The following is a 14,239-nucleotide window of genomic DNA, read 5'->3' as shown; positions in this document are numbered from 1 at the left end:
TGGTCTCTTGGCTGCCCGGGTCTTGGTCCCTGGTTGAGACCCGGGCGTACCCGATCAAGTCACCGGCCACGGCCGCGCTCGTCGTTCCGGTAGCCGCCCTGCTGCCGCGGGCTGCTCGACGGCGACTCAGGCACGCTAGAACCCGGCGCCAGCGGGTACGACGCCCTCACCGCAGCCGACAGACCACTCGATGACCCTGCGGGCTGTGCGGTGCTGCGCGGGTGAGTGATCGCCGCAAGGACCGGAACCATCGGCGCCGGGTCAGGCTGATGGCGATCCTCACGCAGCGTCGTACGCTCCGAGATCTCGTTCCACCAGTCGGGAGTCACCTCATCGAAGTGCAGCTCCCACGGCGATTGCCGGGCAACGTCATCCAAGAACAGTTTGGTTGTGCGTCCGTTCCCCTCACGGAAAGCGTGGGTCGCGTTGACCCACGCGAACGTGACTGCGACATCGCGCGCGAACTCCTCCCCGGCCCAACTCTGACCACTCGCGGCTACGCACGAATCCCTCGACCGCTTGCAGCACTGCCGGAATCTCATCGGGGTGGGCGAACCTGCTCTGCCCCTTGCCGATCGGAACGGTCCGGTACTCCCCCGCCCACTCATAGATCCGGTGGAACAGGTGTTTATGGATCGCCTTTGCTCGCGCCTCGCCCCACCCCAGATCTTGATGGGGTGTCGTTGCCCACTCGCGCGCAGCGCGCGCCGTGATGGCGTACTCAATGTCGCTGAGCCGGTCGGCGTCGCGCAGACCGAAGTTGTTACGGAGTGTGCCGTTGCCGGTCCAGTCAATCGTTTCTGGATAGAAGTACGACTCCCAGGAATCGAACTCGCTCACGCGACCGTCGACGCCGCGGCAGGATGGCGACGTTCAGCCGCTGCCAACGCGCGGCGGACAAATTCTTCTTCGTCGATGGCTCCCCGGGCCTCATCCGTCAGGTTCTCCACGTCCTCGCGGTTGGGGACCCACCCCTCATGCCAGGACGCGGCCAGCGCGTTCAGGACCGCTCGCCGCTGCCTCGCGTCGAGCTGCTCGAACAACTCGGGCCAACGCTGCTCAACGTCCAATGCCATGACCGCTCCTTGCTGGTGGAGATCTCCTTCGCCAAGTCTACGGCGGATCACGTCAAAAACGGTCCGATCTAGTTTCGGCGCAAATTGGTTTCGGCTCCGAGTTTCGGTGCAGCGTCACCCGCGGAATCTCGCGGGTGACGCTGCACCGGTTCGGGTGCGCCGAAAACGACCGAATCTGCGCCGTCGAGAGGTCCTGTCGACTTCCTACAGATCGACTCGCCGCGTAGCGCCCTTGTCGGACCACCAAGACAGAATCGAACGTGCCGACCACCAAGGAGATAGCCAATGTCCACTTCAGACCGTGCCGCCGAGCTGCTCGCCCGAGCCAAAGAAATCGGTGCCTACGCCGCCGAGCTCGAACTCGGGATCGCTAAGTCCGGCAGTAAGCCGGACGATCTGATCCACCATCTCGGGGACGACACCGGGCGTGTGATCACTGACGCATACCGTCTCGCGGGCGCGGGTCTGGCCGCCGAGGTCGTCGACGCCTACCTCGTCTCGTTCAACGCGGCCAGAGCGCGGGCAGGATGGGCACCGCTCAGCAGGGAGGACGCCATTCACAACCTACAGTGGGCCATCCTGCCCCAGGGGATCACAGCCGAGGAGCAGCAAGAGGTGCGCGCAGCCTTCAGTGCGAGAGGGTAGGTCGACCCGGCCGGTAACGACCGTTACCGGCGGCGGCGCACCCCTACCGCTGATCCTCAAATACTCGCGAGCGAGCACCACAGACATAACCGCTGACACCACGGACAGCGCGGTCAGCGACCAGCCGACGGCCAGCGCCGACCCGTGACTCAGATGTGCGGCAGGAACGCCCCAGATCGCAACCAGAGCCAGGAGCACCGATACCCCGGCCGGATGAACAACAGGGTCCGCGGCATCACTCTCGACCTCGAAGTTCTCTGCGGATCGTGATACCGAGATCAATCAGCGTGGCAATGGCCAGAGCAACGATGGCGATACCGGACACCACCATCCCCACAGTGCGCTGCAAACCGGCTCATCCCAATCGAGGGTGTAGTCGCGGTCTGGAAGTCGCCGGCTTTGAGTAGTGGCCTAGCGATAGTTGATGAGGTTTCGGAACCCACGCGCGAAGTCACAGAGGTGTTCGAGTCATCCGTTGATCGCCTTGGCCGGGGCGTCGTAGGTGCCGGGCGGTCACGCTCTTAGCATGCTGACGCTCAGCTCGGGAGGCCCAGCTCACCATGAGTTTGTTACTTACCCTACCGGTAGGTAGAGTTGTCGATATGAGTACTAGTGCACCTGCCCACCGACCGTCGGCGCGAGGCGGCGTTCTCGCCAGCACTCTTGCGTGGGCCCGCACTGGCGCCTCTGTTTCCCTGGTGTCCGCAGCTCGCGCTGCAGGAATCACTAAGGCTGGCCTGATGTACCACTTCCCAACCAAGGAAGCACTGATGACCGCCGTCATCGATTACCTCCTCGACGGCTACGAGCGGGATCTGGCCGCCCGCCTGGCTACCACCAACCCAAACGTACCCACGATCAGCGAACGCCTCGCCGCCTACGTTGACTGGGCTTGCGACGGGCCGTTCGACTACGGCGACCTGGTCATGTTCACCGACCCCCGCCTGCGCGAGCCGCTCACCGAGCGATGGAACAGCCGCATGGGGGCCTGGGTCGACGTCCCCGAGACCCTTCCGGCCGACCAGCGGGCCCGCCTCCACGGCGTCCGACTCTTGGCCGACGGCATCTGGCTCAACACCGCCGGCAACGGCATCGCCCTATCCGACGAGGACACCGACGCCATTCGAGCACTCGCACACCACCTCATCCAGGAGAACTCATGACCAAGTGGCTACTGCTCGCGGGGGCCATCCTCAGCGAGGTCACCGGTTCGCTGTCGCTGAAGGGAGCACTCGATCGACCCGGACTGTACGTGCTCGTCGCGGCTGGCTACATCGCCTCGTTCATTCTCCTCGCTCTCGTTCTGCGTCAGGGCATGGCGCTGGGCGTCGCCTACGGCATTTGGGGCGCCCTCGGTGTCGCCACCACCGCCGTGATGTCGTCGCTGATCTTCGATGAAACCCTCACCGCACTCATGGGCGTCGGCATCGTCCTCATCATTGCCGGCGTCCTCACCGTCGAACTCGGCTCCCAGCACGCGGTCAAGAACCTCGAAGAAGCCACCTGATGGCTTACCTGTTCCTCCTCGGAGCCATCATTGCCGAGGTCAGCGCTACCCTCTCGCTGCGCATGGCAGCTACTGGCGTCCGCGCCTACTACGCCGCCGTCGCCGGCGGCTACCTCTTGGCCTTCGCGTTTCTCACCCTCGCCCTTAATGAGGGCCTGGGCCTCGGTGTCGCTTACGGCATCTGGGCAGCGTCCGGAGTTGCCCTAACGGCCGTCGCGTCCAAAGCCCTCTTCAAGGAGCCGCTCACCGCGCTCATGATGGGCGGCATCGCACTCATCATCGCCGGCGTTCTTCTCGTCGAGCTCGGCGCCCTGCACTGACTGAGATCCCCATCCCCACGACGTCGTCGCTCACAACGGAGCAAGGCCTTGGCAACGGGCTTCTGATGAGGTGTACTCGTTGATCGAAGCGACTCCGGCGCGACGGTGGCTAGATCGTGGTCGAGGTCTTCGGAAGATGACGTTCCACGCCTGACATCCGGAGGTCTGACGTCGTTGCCTGTCGCTACCGCTCGGGCCCGCTTCGCTCGCCCGGACCTGACAACGTTCTGCCGACTCGACGAACTCGACCTCGTCGTGACCGGCCAGCGCCTCGAGCCCGACCGCGCGGTGCTCGCCTGCAGAGTCCTGACCCCGGACGAGTGGTGTCGACGCTGCGGCGCCGAAGGCGCTGCTCGGGACACCGTGATCCGTCGGCTCGCGCACGAGCCGCTGGGGTGGCGACCGACGGTGTTGGAGGTCGCGGTGCGTCGCTACCGCTGCACCGGCTGCGGGCACGTGTGGCGCCAAGACACCACCCGTGCGGCCGAGCCGCGGTCGAAGCTCTCGCGCCGTGGGCTGCGGTGGGCGCTCGAAGCGCTGGTCGTGCAGCACCTCACCGTCACCCGGATCGCCGAGGGACTCGACGTCGCCTGGGACACCGCCAACGACGCCGTGCTTGCTGAAGGCCGACGTGTTCTCATCGACGACCCGGCCCGCTTCGACGGCGTGAGGGTCATCGGCGTCGATGAGCACGTCTGGAGGCACACCAGGCGCGGCGACAGGTACGTCACCGTGATCATCGACCTGACCCCGATCCGCGACAAGACCGGCCCCGCCAGGCTGCTGGACATGGTCGAGGGTCGCTCGAAGGAGGCCTTCAAGACCTGGCTCGCCGCCCGACCCGACACCTGGCGCGACGGGATCGAGGTCGTCGCGATGGACGGGTTCACCGGCTTCAAGACCGCCGCCGCCGAGGAGCTCCCGACGCGGTGGCGGTCATGGATCCGTTCCACGTCGTCCGCCTCGCCAGGGACGCGCTCGACCGGTGCCGGCGCCGGGTGCAGCAGGCCATCCACGGCCACCGCGGGATGAAGGGCGACCCGCTGTATGCCGCGCGGCGGACCCTGCACACCGGCGCCGAGCTGCTGACCGACAAGCAGGCCGCTCGACTCCGCACGTTGTTCGGGGCCGAGGAGCATGTCGAGGTCGAGGCGACCTGGGGGATCTACCAGCGGATGATCGCCGCCTACCGCCACGAAGACCGCCACCACGGCCGCGAGCTCATGGCCAACCTGATTGCCTCGATCAGCAGCGGTGTCCCGAGGGCGCTGGTCGAACTCACCACACTCGGCCGGACGCTGAGGAAGCGCGCCGACGACGTGCTCGCCTACTTCGACCGCCCCGGCACGTCCAACGGTCCGACCGAGGCGATCAACGGCCGCCTCGAACACCTCCGCGGCAGTGCTCTTGGGTTCCGCAACCTCACCAACTACATCGCCAGGAGCCTGCTCGAGACCGGCGGGTTCAGACCCCGTCTACACCCTCGACTGGGATGAGCCTGCAAACCCGTGGGGCCAGCCTCAAACATCCAGTAGACCAGCAGCGCCGACAGGTCCGCGACGATCATGTTCGCTCGCATTTGCTCCCACCTTCCCTACGAGTTCCGCGCTTGTGTGAGGGCCTCGATCAGCCCATCGATCAATGTCCCGGTGTTGGCGTGGTCGGCATCAAAAGCGATCCAACTCGGTATGACCGACCACTCGCCCGCTGAATCCATCCGCAGCGCCTGGTGCTCCTCGTTAGTCGAGAGCACCCTGATGACTAGCTGCCCCCGACTGTTGACTCCGGCCTCGAACTGATCCCCCTCACGAATCGAGAGGTAGGTGTCGCGTTCGTCGATAGGCAACCCCTTCACTGCGAACACTGGCCTATCGGCACCCATCACTGGTCTCCGTTCTGGCGAGGTTTGTGCTGGCAGTAACAGACCCGCTGAGGTCCCGTCCGACCCGCCTTGGTATCGATGCAATCGGCTGCGATGTGCGGCTCGCGGCAAGGTTCGCAGATCATGACGCATGCTCGTCTTGGGAGGTACGCCGCGGGAACCGCACGACCTCGAACCCTACGAACACCACGGCGAGCAGACCCAGCGCCCAGAAGTTGCTAGACCCGGCGCAGATGAAGGCTGCGGCCGCCGCTGGTGCGGCGTCTATTACCGGCCACGCCGCTGACGTGAGGGCTGATCGCGGCTCGGGCCGATGCGGGAGCTGATTCAACAGATGCCTCCGCCCGGCGAAAGCGGTGTAACCCGGGACCGCGATCCAACCAGCCGAGCTATGCAATGCCTGGCTCGCGAATGCGGCGACCGCCGCCACGAACGCTAGGACAGCGCAGATGCCCAGCACCCACGCCCGGACCGTGATCGCGACTTCCTCAGCCGCGCTCAGACCGGACCCTGTGCCGACGTGATCCTCGTCCGTCACCATCAGCCCTTCTCCTTCGTCCCGCGCGCCCAGCTCTTCTTCTTTGATCCACTCCCCCCAGTCTGGCCTCTTGCACCGACAGTAAGGTCCGCGCTGGTCGCCGCCCATTGCTCGGCGTACCGGCGCAACGCCCGAATCTGGTCAATGACGGTGTTCGCTTCGTCCCGCACCATCGCGTCAATGTCATTGCTCGCGACGGTCGAGGATCTTGCCGTAATCCGAGCGGGACGTCCCGTCGTCTGCAGCTTCGCCCTCGAGTCGGGAATGACATTGACGCGATGGTGCGGGACGAAGCGAACACCGTCATTGACCAGATTCGGGCGTTGCGCCGGTACGCCGAGCAATGGGCGGCGACCAGCGCGGACCTTACTGTCGGTGCAAGAGGCCAGACTGGGGGAGTGGATCAAAGAAGAAGAGCTGGCGCGCGGGACGAAGGAGAAGGGCTGATGGTGACGGACGAGGATCACGTCGGCACAGGGTCCGGTCTGAGCGCGGCTGAGGAAGTCGCGATCACGGTCCGGGCGTGGGTGCTGGCATCTGCGCTGTCCTAGCGTTCGTGGCGGCGGTCGCCCGCATTCGCGAGCCAGGCATTGCATAGCTCGGCTGGTTGGATCGCGGTCCCGGGTTACACCGCTTTCGCCGGGCGGAGGCATCTGTTGAATCAGCTCCCGCATCGGCCCGAGCCGCGATCAGCCCTCACGTCAGCGGCGTGGCCGGTAATAGACGCCGCACCAGCGGCGGCCGCAGCCTTCATCTGCGCCGGGTCTAGCAACTTCTGGGCGCTGGGTCTGCTCGCCGTGGTGTTCGTAGGGTTCGAGGTCGTGCGGTTCCCGCGGCGTACCTCCCAAGACGAGCATGCGTCATGATCTGCGAACCTTGCCGCGAGCCGCACATCGCAGCCGATTGCATCGATACCAAGGCGGGTCGGACGGGACCTCAGCGGGTCTGTTACTGCCAGCACAAACCTCGCCAGAACGGAGACCAGTGATGGGTGCCGATAGGCCAGTGTTCGCAGTGAAGGGGTTGCCTATCGACGAACGCGACACCTACCTCTCGATTCGTGAGGGGGATCAGTTCGAGGCCGGAGTCAACAGTCGGGGGCAGCTAGTCATCAGGGTGCTCTCGACTAACGAGGAGCACCAGGCGCTGCGGATGGATTCAGCGGGCGAGTGGTCGGTCATACCGAGTTGGATCGCTTTTGATGCCGACCACGCCAACACCGGGACATTGATCGATGGGCTGATCGAGGCCCTCACACAAGCGCGGAACTCGTAGGGAAGGTGGGAGCAAATGCGAGCGAACATGATCGTCGCGGACCTGTCGGCGCTGCTGGTCTACTGGATGTTTGAGGCTGGCCCCACGGGTTTGCAGGCTCATCCCAGTCGAGGTGTAGACGGGGTCTGAACCCGCCGGTCTCGAGCAGGCTCCTGGCGATGTAGTTGGTGAGGTTGCGGAACCCAAGAGCACTGCCGCGGAGGTGTTCGAGGCGGCCGTTGATCGCCTCGGTCGGACCGTTGGACGTGCCGGGGCGGTCGAAGTAGGCGAGCACGTCGTCGGCGCGCTTCCTCAGCGTCCGGCCGAGTGTGGTGAGTTCGACCAGCGCCCTCGGGACACCGCTGCTGATCGAGGCAATCAGGTTGGCCATGAGCTCGCGGCCGTGGTGGCGGTCTTCGTGGCGGTAGGCGGCGATCATCCGCTGGTAGATCCCCCAGGTCGCCTCGACCTCGACATGCTCCTCGGCCCCGAACAACGTGCGGAGTCGAGCGGCCTGCTTGTCGGTCAGCAGCTCGGCGCCGGTGTGCAGGGTCCGCCGCGCGGCATACAGCGGGTCGCCCTTCATCCCGCGGTGGCCGTGGATGGCCTGCTGCACCCGGCGCCGGCACCGGTCGAGCGCGTCCCTGGCGAGGCGGACGACGTGGAACGGATCCATGACCGCCACCGCGTCGGGGAGCTCCTCGGCGGCGGCGGTCTTGAAGCCGGTGAACCCGTCCATCGCGACGACCTCGATCCCGTCGCGCCAGGTGTCGGGTCGGGCGGCGAGCCAGGTCTTGAAGGCCTCCTTCGAGCGACCCTCGACCATGTCCAGCAGCCTGGCGGGGCCGGTCTTGTCGCGGATCGGGGTCAGGTCGATGATCACGGTGACGTACCTGTCGCCGCGCCTGGTGTGCCTCCAGACGTGCTCATCGACGCCGATGACCCTCACGCCGTCGAAGCGGGCCGGGTCGTCGATGAGAACACGTCGGCCTTCAGCAAGCACGGCGTCGTTGGCGGTGTCCCAGGCGACGTCGAGTCCCTCGGCGATCCGGGTGACGGTGAGGTGCTGCACGACCAGCGCTTCGAGCGCCCACCGCAGCCCACGGCGCGAGAGCTTCGACCGCGGCTCGGCCGCACGGGTGGTGTCTTGGCGCCACACGTGCCCGCAGCCGGTGCAGCGGTAGCGACGCACCGCGACCTCCAACACCGTCGGTCGCCACCCCAGCGGCTCGTGCGCGAGCCGACGGATCACGGTGTCCCGAGCAGCGCCTTCGGCGCCGCAGCGTCGACACCACTCGTCCGGGGTCAGGACTCTGCAGGCGAGCACCGCGCGGTCGGGCTCGAGGCGCTGGCCGGTCACGACGAGGTCGAGTTCGTCGAGTCGGCAGAACGTTGTCAGGTCCGGGCGAGCGAAGCGGGCCCGAGCGGTAGCGACAGGCAACGACGTCAGACCTCCGGATGTCAGGCGTGGAACGTCATCTTCCGAAGACCTCGACCACGATCTAGCCACCGTCGCGCCGGAGTCGCTTCGATCAACGAGTACACCTCATCAGAAGCCCGTTGCCAAGGCCTTGCTCCGTTGTGAGCGACGACGTCGTGGGGATGGGGATCTCAGTCAGTGCAGGGCGCCGAGCTCGACGAGAAGAACGCCGGCGATGATGAGTGCGATGCCGCCCATCATGAGCGCGGTGAGCGGCTCCTTGAAGAGGGCTTTGGACGCGACGGCCGTTAGGGCAACTCCGGACGCTGCCCAGATGCCGTAAGCGACACCGAGGCCCAGGCCCTCATTAAGGGCGAGGGTGAGAAACGCGAAGGCCAAGAGGTAGCCGCCGGCGACGGCGGCGTAGTAGGCGCGGACGCCAGTAGCTGCCATGCGCAGCGAGAGGGTAGCGCTGACCTCGGCAATGATGGCTCCGAGGAGGAACAGGTAAGCCATCAGGTGGCTTCTTCGAGGTTCTTGACCGCGTGCTGGGAGCCGAGTTCGACGGTGAGGACGCCGGCAATGATGAGGACGATGCCGACGCCCATGAGTGCGGTGAGGGTTTCATCGAAGATCAGCGACGACATCACGGCGGTGGTGGCGACACCGAGGGCGCCCCAAATGCCGTAGGCGACGCCCAGCGCCATGCCCTGACGCAGAACGAGAGCGAGGAGAATGAACGAGGCGATGTAGCCAGCCGCGACGAGCACGTACAGTCCGGGTCGATCGAGTGCTCCCTTCAGCGACAGCGAACCGGTGACCTCGCTGAGGATGGCCCCCGCGAGCAGTAGCCACTTGGTCATGAGTTCTCCTGGATGAGGTGGTGTGCGAGTGCTCGAATGGCGTCGGTGTCCTCGTCGGATAGGGCGATGCCGTTGCCGGCGGTGTTGAGCCAGATGCCGTCGGCCAAGAGTCGGACGCCGTGGAGGCGGGCCCGCTGGTCGGCCGGAAGGGTCTCGGGGACGTCGACCCAGGCCCCCATGCGGCTGTTCCATCGCTCGGTGAGCGGCTCGCGCAGGCGGGGGTCGGTGAACATGACCAGGTCGCCGTAGTCGAACGGCCCGTCGCAAGCCCAGTCAACGTAGGCGGCGAGGCGTTCGCTGATCGTGGGTACGTTTGGGTTGGTGGTAGCCAGGCGGGCGGCCAGATCCCGCTCGTAGCCGTCGAGGAGGTAATCGATGACGGCGGTCATCAGTGCTTCCTTGGTTGGGAAGTGGTACATCAGGCCAGCCTTAGTGATTCCTGCAGCGCGAGCTGCGGACACCAGGGAAACAGAGGCGCCAGTGCGGGCCCACGCAAGAGTGCTGGCGAGAACGCCGCCTCGCGCCGACGGTCGGTGGGCAGGTGCACTAGTACTCATATCGACAACTCTACCTACCGGTAGGGTAAGTAACAAACTCATGGTGAGCTGGGCCTCCCGAGCTGAGCGTCAGCATGCTAAGAGCGTGACCGCCCGGCACCTACGACGCCCCGGCCAAGGCGATCAACGGATGACTCGAACACCTCTGTGACTTCCGCGCGTGGGTTCCGAAACCTCATCAACTATCGCTAGGCCACTACTCAAAGCCGGCGACTTCCAGACCGCGACTACACCCTCGATTGGGATGAGCCGGTTTGCAGCGCACTGTGGGGATGGTGGTGTCCGGTATCGCCATCGTTGCTCTGGCCATTGCCACGCTGATTGATCTCGGTATCACGATCCGCAGAGAACTTCGAGGTCGAGAGTGATGCCGCGGACCCTGTTGTTCATCCCGGCCGGGGTATCGGTGCTCCTGGCTCTGGTTGCGATCTGGGGCGTTCCTGCCGCACATCTGAGTCACGGGTCGGCGCTGGCCGTCGGCTGGTCGCTGACCGCGCTGTCCGTGGTGTCAGCGGTTATGTCTGTGGTGCTCGCTCGCGAGTATTTGAGGGATCAGCGGTAGGGGTGCGCCGCCGCCGGTAACGGTCGTTACCGGCCGGGTCGACCTACCCTCTCGCACTGAAGGCTGCGCGCACCTCTTGCTGCTCCTCGGCTGTGATCCCCTGGGGCAGGATGGCCCACTGTAGGTTGTGAATGGCGTCCTCCCTGCTGAGCGGTGCCCATCCTGCCCGCGCTCTGGCCGCGTTGAACGAGACGAGGTAGGCGTCGACGACCTCGGCGGCCAGACCCGCGCCCGCGAGACGGTATGCGTCAGTGATCACACGCCCGGTGTCGTCCCCGAGATGGTGGATCAGATCGTCCGGCTTACTGCCGGACTTAGCGATCCCGAGTTCGAGCTCGGCGGCGTAGGCACCGATTTCTTTGGCTCGGGCGAGCAGCTCGGCGGCACGGTCTGAAGTGGACATTGGCTATCTCCTTGGTGGTCGGCACGTTCGATTCTGTCTTGGTGGTCCGACAAGGGCGCTACGCGGCGAGTCGATCTGTAGGAAGTCGACAGGACCTCTCGACGGCGCAGATTCGGTCGTTTTCGGCGCACCCGAACCGGTGCAGCGTCACCCGCGAGATTCCGCGGGTGACGCTGCACCGAAACTCGGAGCCGAAACCAATTTGCGCCGAAACTAGATCGGACCGTTTTTGACGTGATCCGCCGTAGACTTGGCGAAGGAGATCTCCACCAGCAAGGAGCGGTCATGGCATTGGACGTTGAGCAGCGTTGGCCCGAGTTGTTCGAGCAGCTCGACGCGAGGCAGCGGCGAGCGGTCCTGAACGCGCTGGCCGCGTCCTGGCATGAGGGGTGGGTCCCCAACCGCGAGGACGTGGAGAACCTGACGGATGAGGCCCGGGGAGCCATCGACGAAGAAGAATTTGTCCGCCGCGCGTTGGCAGCGGCTGAACGTCGCCATCCTGCCGCGGCGTCGACGGTCGCGTGAGCGAGTTCGATTCCTGGGAGTCGTACTTCTATCCAGAAACGATTGACTGGACCGGCAACGGCACACTCCGTAACAACTTCGGTCTGCGCGACGCCGACCGGCTCAGCGACATTGAGTACGCCATCACGGCGCGCGCTGCGCGCGAGTGGGCAACGACACCCCATCAAGATCTGGGGTGGGGCGAGGCGCGAGCAAAGGCGATCCATAAACACCTGTTCCACCGGATCTATGAGTGGGCGGGGGAGTACCGGACCGTTCCGATCGGCAAGGGGCAGAGCAGGTTCGCCCACCCCGATGAGATTCCGGCAGTGCTGCAAGCGGTCGAGGGATTCGTGCGTAGCCGCGAGTGGTCAGAGTTGGGCCGGGAGGAGTTCGCGCGCGATGTCGCAGTCACGTTCGCGTGGGTCAACGCGACCCACGCTTTCCGTGAGGGGAACGGACGCACAACCAAACTGTTCTTGGATGACGTTGCCCGGCAATCGCCGTGGGAGCTGCACTTCGATGAGGTGACTCCCGACTGGTGGAACGAGATCTCGGAGCGTACGACGCTGCGTGAGGATCGCCATCAGCCTGACCCGGCGCCGATGGTTCCGGTCCTTGCGGCGATCACTCACCCGCGCAGCACCGCACAGCCCGCAGGGTCATCGAGTGGTCTGTCGGCTGCGGTGAGGGCGTCGTACCCGCTGGCGCCGGGTTCTAGCGTGCCTGAGTCGCCGTCGAGCAGCCCGCGGCAGCAGGGCGGCTACCGGAACGACGAGCGCGGCCGTGGCCGGTGACTTGATCGGGTACGCCCGGGTCTCAACCAGGGACCAAGACCCGGGCAGCCAAGAGACCATGCTGCGGGCGGCGGGGTGTCGTCGCGTATTCGTCGACCACGGGGAGTCCTCGCGCACCGTCGACCGGCCACAGTGGCGCGAGTGTCTGACGTTCTTGCAGGAGGGCGACACGTTGGTCGTGCGCGCCTTGGACCGGTTGGCCGGCACTACGACGATGGCGATCCAGATCATCAACGAGCTGCACGATCGAGGTGTCAATATCAAGTCGTTGACCGAGCCGGATATTGACACCACCACGCCGATGGGGCGGGCGCTGTTCGGGATCGTGGCGGTGTTCGCGCAGTTACGGGTCGACACGATCCGGTCGAACACGCGCCTGGGTTTGGAGGCTGCCAGGGCGCAGGGCCGGGTTGGTGGTCGACCGTCGGTGATGACCCCGGACCGGGTTGACCAGGCGCGCAGGATGCGTGCCGAGGGTCTCACCTATGCGGCGATTGCTCGCACGCTGGGCGTCGGGGCCTCATCGGTCCGTCGGGCCCTTTAGAGCCTGAACGATCGGGTGGCAGGCGATCACTTGCACGTACCGGGTGGCCAGCTTGCCCGGTGTGACGACGGCTTCGTAAACGTCGTCGACGAGGAGTTGTGGAGCGTAGATGACTGCTTCTTGTTCGTCGGCCAGGCCGTCGTCCCGGTCGCCGACGTACAGCAGTCGTTCGACACGGATCTTGAGCAGCCACCCGCTGCCGAGAGAGGCGCTGCCGGTCCCGTAGGGGCAGAACTCGGGATTAGCCGCTGCGCGTGGTGACAGTGATGTGGACAGCGGTATTGGGACACGTGTCAGTACGTGCCCGGGCTGAGCCTCGCGCGCGGCTGCCGTGAAGCTGGTGCGGTGAGTGCTGGGACTCTCGCCGCGCCACACGGTTACGGGTCGGCGCAGTTGGCCGAGCGGACTTTGGATGAACCGGATGATGGCGGCCTCTGTAGGTGTCGGCTCCGTCCGCACCCATGACGTGCTGGGCTTGCTGGTGGTGTCGTGTGACTGCATTAGTTCAGCCGCGCGATCACCGGCGTCTTGGAACGCTTCACGGACGACTTCGAGGTCGGCCTGGACGGCTTCGAGTTCGTAGCCGCCGTGGATGGCTCGCATCAACCACGCGTCGGGTAACGGAACACTGAACCCAACCGCTCGGCGCACATCTTCGCGGACCAACTCGGCGCTGGGGCGCCCCCAGCTTGGAGCCCCCGGGGGAGGACTCAGGCGTGCCACCGACTCGGCTACTAGCGCCCGGCGCGACCCGATGACGGCACCGTCGCGCCTGTCCCTGGCGTCGAACCTCCTCTGATCCGCTCGACGCCGCCACCACCGGCTAGTGGACGCGTCGTAGCTGTCATCTGCCTGTCGCGCGGCATCACATAACGCACGGACGTGAAGCGTCACAGGCGAATCCGTCGGCCCGGGAGCGGAGCGCCCCACGTTGCCCGTCATGCCTTAATTGTCAGCCGTTACGGCAGGTGCCTCGCCCGTGCCACGCCGTGACCTACGGGAGCGTGCTCGCGCGGGTTTGGTTGGCTCGCTGATCCCGAGTTCGGCTAGCTGTTCGGGGGTCCATCCTGCCTTCCTTGCGGCCGCGTAAGCGGCCTGGTCGGCGGTTTGCGCGTCGGTGAGGCGCTGCCGCGCGTCGACCAGGCTCCGCACGGATTCCAGGCGCTTGTCGTTCATGACCCGCGCGGCGTTTTCGACTGCTTCTGCGTTGAATTCGCTCATGCCGATACTGTACGCGCCGAAACGGTCCGCGGCACGTTATCGGCGCACCCAAGCCCGCACCTACGGTGCGCAACGACCAAAGGCTGTGCCTGACGGAGCAAGCTAGGCATTTAGCATGGCTAAATGGGGTTCCGCGGCTGGACGCG

At 65.6% G+C, this 14,239-nt stretch carries 22 protein-coding genes and 2 pseudogenes; 12 read left to right on the top strand and 12 right to left on the bottom strand.

From position 1 onward, the window contains the following. Positions 1 to 59: 59 nt before the first annotated feature. Genes DR843_RS19915 through DR843_RS19555 form a run of 3 tightly spaced genes read right to left on the bottom strand, consistent with a single transcriptional unit; the run spans position 60 to position 1,076 of the window. Entirely contained in the window at positions 60 to 377 is a 318-nt protein-coding gene (locus tag DR843_RS19915) for a hypothetical protein (RefSeq protein ID WP_146202673.1), read from the bottom strand. A 28-nt stretch (positions 378 to 405) separates the two neighbouring features. Continuing rightward, a complete protein-coding gene (locus tag DR843_RS19560; RefSeq protein ID WP_109689511.1) occupies positions 406 to 840 on the bottom strand; it encodes a Fic family protein in 435 nt (144 codons plus the stop codon). Then, positions 837 to 1,076, bottom strand: a complete 240-nt coding sequence (locus tag DR843_RS19555) for an antitoxin VbhA family protein (RefSeq protein ID WP_109689447.1) — start codon at positions 1,074 to 1,076, stop codon at positions 837 to 839. The genes DR843_RS19560 and DR843_RS19555 overlap by 4 nt, the downstream gene beginning before the upstream one ends. A gap of 285 nt (positions 1,077 to 1,361) precedes the next feature. Between DR843_RS19555 and DR843_RS19550 the strand changes: the two genes are divergently transcribed. The 5 genes and pseudogenes from DR843_RS19550 (at position 1,362) to DR843_RS19530 (ending at position 5,044) form a co-directional block, all read left to right on the top strand. Then, positions 1,362 to 1,721, top strand: a complete 360-nt coding sequence (locus DR843_RS19550) for a hypothetical protein (RefSeq protein WP_109689449.1) — start codon at positions 1,362 to 1,364, stop codon at positions 1,719 to 1,721. A 740-nt stretch (positions 1,722 to 2,461) separates the two neighbouring features. Next, a complete protein-coding gene (locus tag DR843_RS19545) occupies positions 2,462 to 2,884 on the top strand; it encodes a TetR/AcrR family transcriptional regulator (RefSeq protein WP_170119972.1) in 423 nt (140 codons plus the stop codon). Further along, entirely contained in the window at positions 2,881 to 3,228 is a 348-nt protein-coding gene (locus tag DR843_RS19540) for a DMT family transporter (protein ID WP_006947560.1), read from the top strand. The genes DR843_RS19545 and DR843_RS19540 overlap by 4 nt, the downstream gene beginning before the upstream one ends. Further along, entirely contained in the window at positions 3,228 to 3,548 is a 321-nt protein-coding gene (locus DR843_RS19535) for a DMT family transporter (RefSeq protein ID WP_006947550.1), read from the top strand. The genes DR843_RS19540 and DR843_RS19535 overlap by 1 nt, the downstream gene beginning before the upstream one ends. Positions 3,549 to 3,722: 174 nt before the next feature. Next, positions 3,723 to 5,044 (top strand): annotated as a pseudogene (locus DR843_RS19530) (ISL3 family transposase). 98 nt (positions 5,045 to 5,142) lie between these two features. Here the strand turns inward: DR843_RS19530 and DR843_RS19525 are convergent. Together DR843_RS19525 and DR843_RS19520 are read right to left on the bottom strand one after the other, a co-directional pair. Next, the gene (locus tag DR843_RS19525) at positions 5,143 to 5,403 is read right to left on the bottom strand and encodes a hypothetical protein (RefSeq protein ID WP_146202662.1); all 261 of its coding nucleotides are present in this window, start codon (positions 5,401 to 5,403) and stop codon (positions 5,143 to 5,145) included. Between the two features lie 148 nt (positions 5,404 to 5,551). After that, positions 5,552 to 5,971: a hypothetical protein gene (locus DR843_RS19520; RefSeq protein WP_109689458.1), complete on the bottom strand. Its 420-nt coding sequence runs from the start codon at positions 5,969 to 5,971 to the stop codon at positions 5,552 to 5,554. A gap of 275 nt (positions 5,972 to 6,246) precedes the next feature. Here DR843_RS19520 and DR843_RS19910 point away from each other — a divergent pair, with 275 nt between their 5' ends. From DR843_RS19910 to DR843_RS19515, 3 genes are all read left to right on the top strand, one after another. Next, positions 6,247 to 6,519 carry a hypothetical protein gene (locus tag DR843_RS19910; RefSeq protein WP_146202672.1) on the top strand — a complete coding sequence of 91 codons (273 nt, stop codon included), beginning with the start codon at positions 6,247 to 6,249 and terminating at the stop codon, positions 6,517 to 6,519. A 105-nt stretch (positions 6,520 to 6,624) separates the two neighbouring features. Continuing rightward, complete coding sequence (locus DR843_RS19905; RefSeq protein ID WP_146202671.1) at positions 6,625 to 6,834, top strand: hypothetical protein; 210 nt, start codon at positions 6,625 to 6,627, stop codon at positions 6,832 to 6,834. Between the two features lie 148 nt (positions 6,835 to 6,982). After that, the gene (locus tag DR843_RS19515; RefSeq protein ID WP_146202662.1) at positions 6,983 to 7,243 is read left to right on the top strand and encodes a hypothetical protein; all 261 of its coding nucleotides are present in this window, start codon (positions 6,983 to 6,985) and stop codon (positions 7,241 to 7,243) included. Between the two features lie 112 nt (positions 7,244 to 7,355). On the opposite strand, the pseudogene DR843_RS19510 reads toward DR843_RS19515, so the two are convergent. The 4 genes and pseudogenes from DR843_RS19510 to DR843_RS20435 all read right to left on the bottom strand — a co-directional run. Further along, positions 7,356 to 8,663: pseudogene (locus DR843_RS19510) on the bottom strand (ISL3 family transposase); the annotation flags it as partial. 174 nt (positions 8,664 to 8,837) lie between these two features. Next, positions 8,838 to 9,158: a DMT family transporter gene (locus DR843_RS19505; RefSeq protein ID WP_006947550.1), complete on the bottom strand. Its 321-nt coding sequence runs from the start codon at positions 9,156 to 9,158 to the stop codon at positions 8,838 to 8,840. Next, positions 9,158 to 9,505 carry a DMT family transporter gene (locus DR843_RS19500; RefSeq protein ID WP_006947560.1) on the bottom strand — a complete coding sequence of 116 codons (348 nt, stop codon included), beginning with the start codon at positions 9,503 to 9,505 and terminating at the stop codon, positions 9,158 to 9,160. Before DR843_RS19500 ends, DR843_RS19505 begins: the two co-directional genes overlap by 1 nt. Further along, positions 9,502 to 9,924: a TetR/AcrR family transcriptional regulator gene (locus tag DR843_RS20435; protein WP_170119972.1), complete on the bottom strand. Its 423-nt coding sequence runs from the start codon at positions 9,922 to 9,924 to the stop codon at positions 9,502 to 9,504. Before DR843_RS20435 ends, DR843_RS19500 begins: the two co-directional genes overlap by 4 nt. Before the next feature lie 505 nt (positions 9,925 to 10,429). Here DR843_RS20435 and DR843_RS19490 point away from each other — a divergent pair. After that, complete coding sequence (locus DR843_RS19490) at positions 10,430 to 10,624, top strand: hypothetical protein (protein ID WP_146202661.1); 195 nt, start codon at positions 10,430 to 10,432, stop codon at positions 10,622 to 10,624. A 43-nt stretch (positions 10,625 to 10,667) separates the two neighbouring features. Here the strand turns inward: DR843_RS19490 and DR843_RS19485 are convergent, their stop codons facing one another. Beyond that, positions 10,668 to 11,027, bottom strand: coding sequence for a hypothetical protein (locus DR843_RS19485; protein WP_109689449.1), 360 nt, complete (start codon positions 11,025 to 11,027; stop codon positions 10,668 to 10,670). A gap of 285 nt (positions 11,028 to 11,312) precedes the next feature. Here DR843_RS19485 and DR843_RS19480 point away from each other — a divergent pair, with 285 nt between their 5' ends. The 3 genes from DR843_RS19480 to DR843_RS19470 are packed head-to-tail and all read left to right on the top strand — an operon-like array spanning position 11,313 to position 12,872. Continuing rightward, positions 11,313 to 11,552, top strand: a complete 240-nt coding sequence (locus DR843_RS19480) for an antitoxin VbhA family protein (RefSeq protein ID WP_109689447.1) — start codon at positions 11,313 to 11,315, stop codon at positions 11,550 to 11,552. Then, a complete protein-coding gene (locus DR843_RS19475) occupies positions 11,549 to 12,328 on the top strand; it encodes a Fic/DOC family protein (RefSeq protein ID WP_109689445.1) in 780 nt (259 codons plus the stop codon). The genes DR843_RS19480 and DR843_RS19475 overlap by 4 nt, the downstream gene beginning before the upstream one ends. Next, positions 12,318 to 12,872 carry a recombinase family protein gene (locus tag DR843_RS19470; protein WP_172461526.1) on the top strand — a complete coding sequence of 185 codons (555 nt, stop codon included), beginning with the start codon at positions 12,318 to 12,320 and terminating at the stop codon, positions 12,870 to 12,872. Before DR843_RS19475 ends, DR843_RS19470 begins: the two co-directional genes overlap by 11 nt. Here DR843_RS19470 and DR843_RS19465 read toward each other — a convergent pair. Continuing rightward, positions 12,849 to 13,475, bottom strand: coding sequence for a hypothetical protein (locus tag DR843_RS19465; protein WP_109689443.1), 627 nt, complete (start codon positions 13,473 to 13,475; stop codon positions 12,849 to 12,851). The two genes, DR843_RS19470 and DR843_RS19465, sit on opposite strands and share 24 nt — an antisense overlap. A 342-nt stretch (positions 13,476 to 13,817) precedes the next feature. Next, the gene (locus DR843_RS19460; protein WP_109689441.1) at positions 13,818 to 14,093 is read right to left on the bottom strand and encodes a hypothetical protein; all 276 of its coding nucleotides are present in this window, start codon (positions 14,091 to 14,093) and stop codon (positions 13,818 to 13,820) included. Positions 14,094 to 14,239: the final 146 nt, after the last annotated feature.

Origin of the sequence: Branchiibius hedensis (assembly GCF_900108585.1) — a bacterium.
GTDB classification, from domain to species: Bacteria; Actinomycetota; Actinomycetes; order Actinomycetales; family Dermatophilaceae; genus Branchiibius; species Branchiibius hedensis.
Note: the sequence above shows the minus strand (reverse complement) of the source record. Positions and strands in the feature narration are given on the sequence as shown.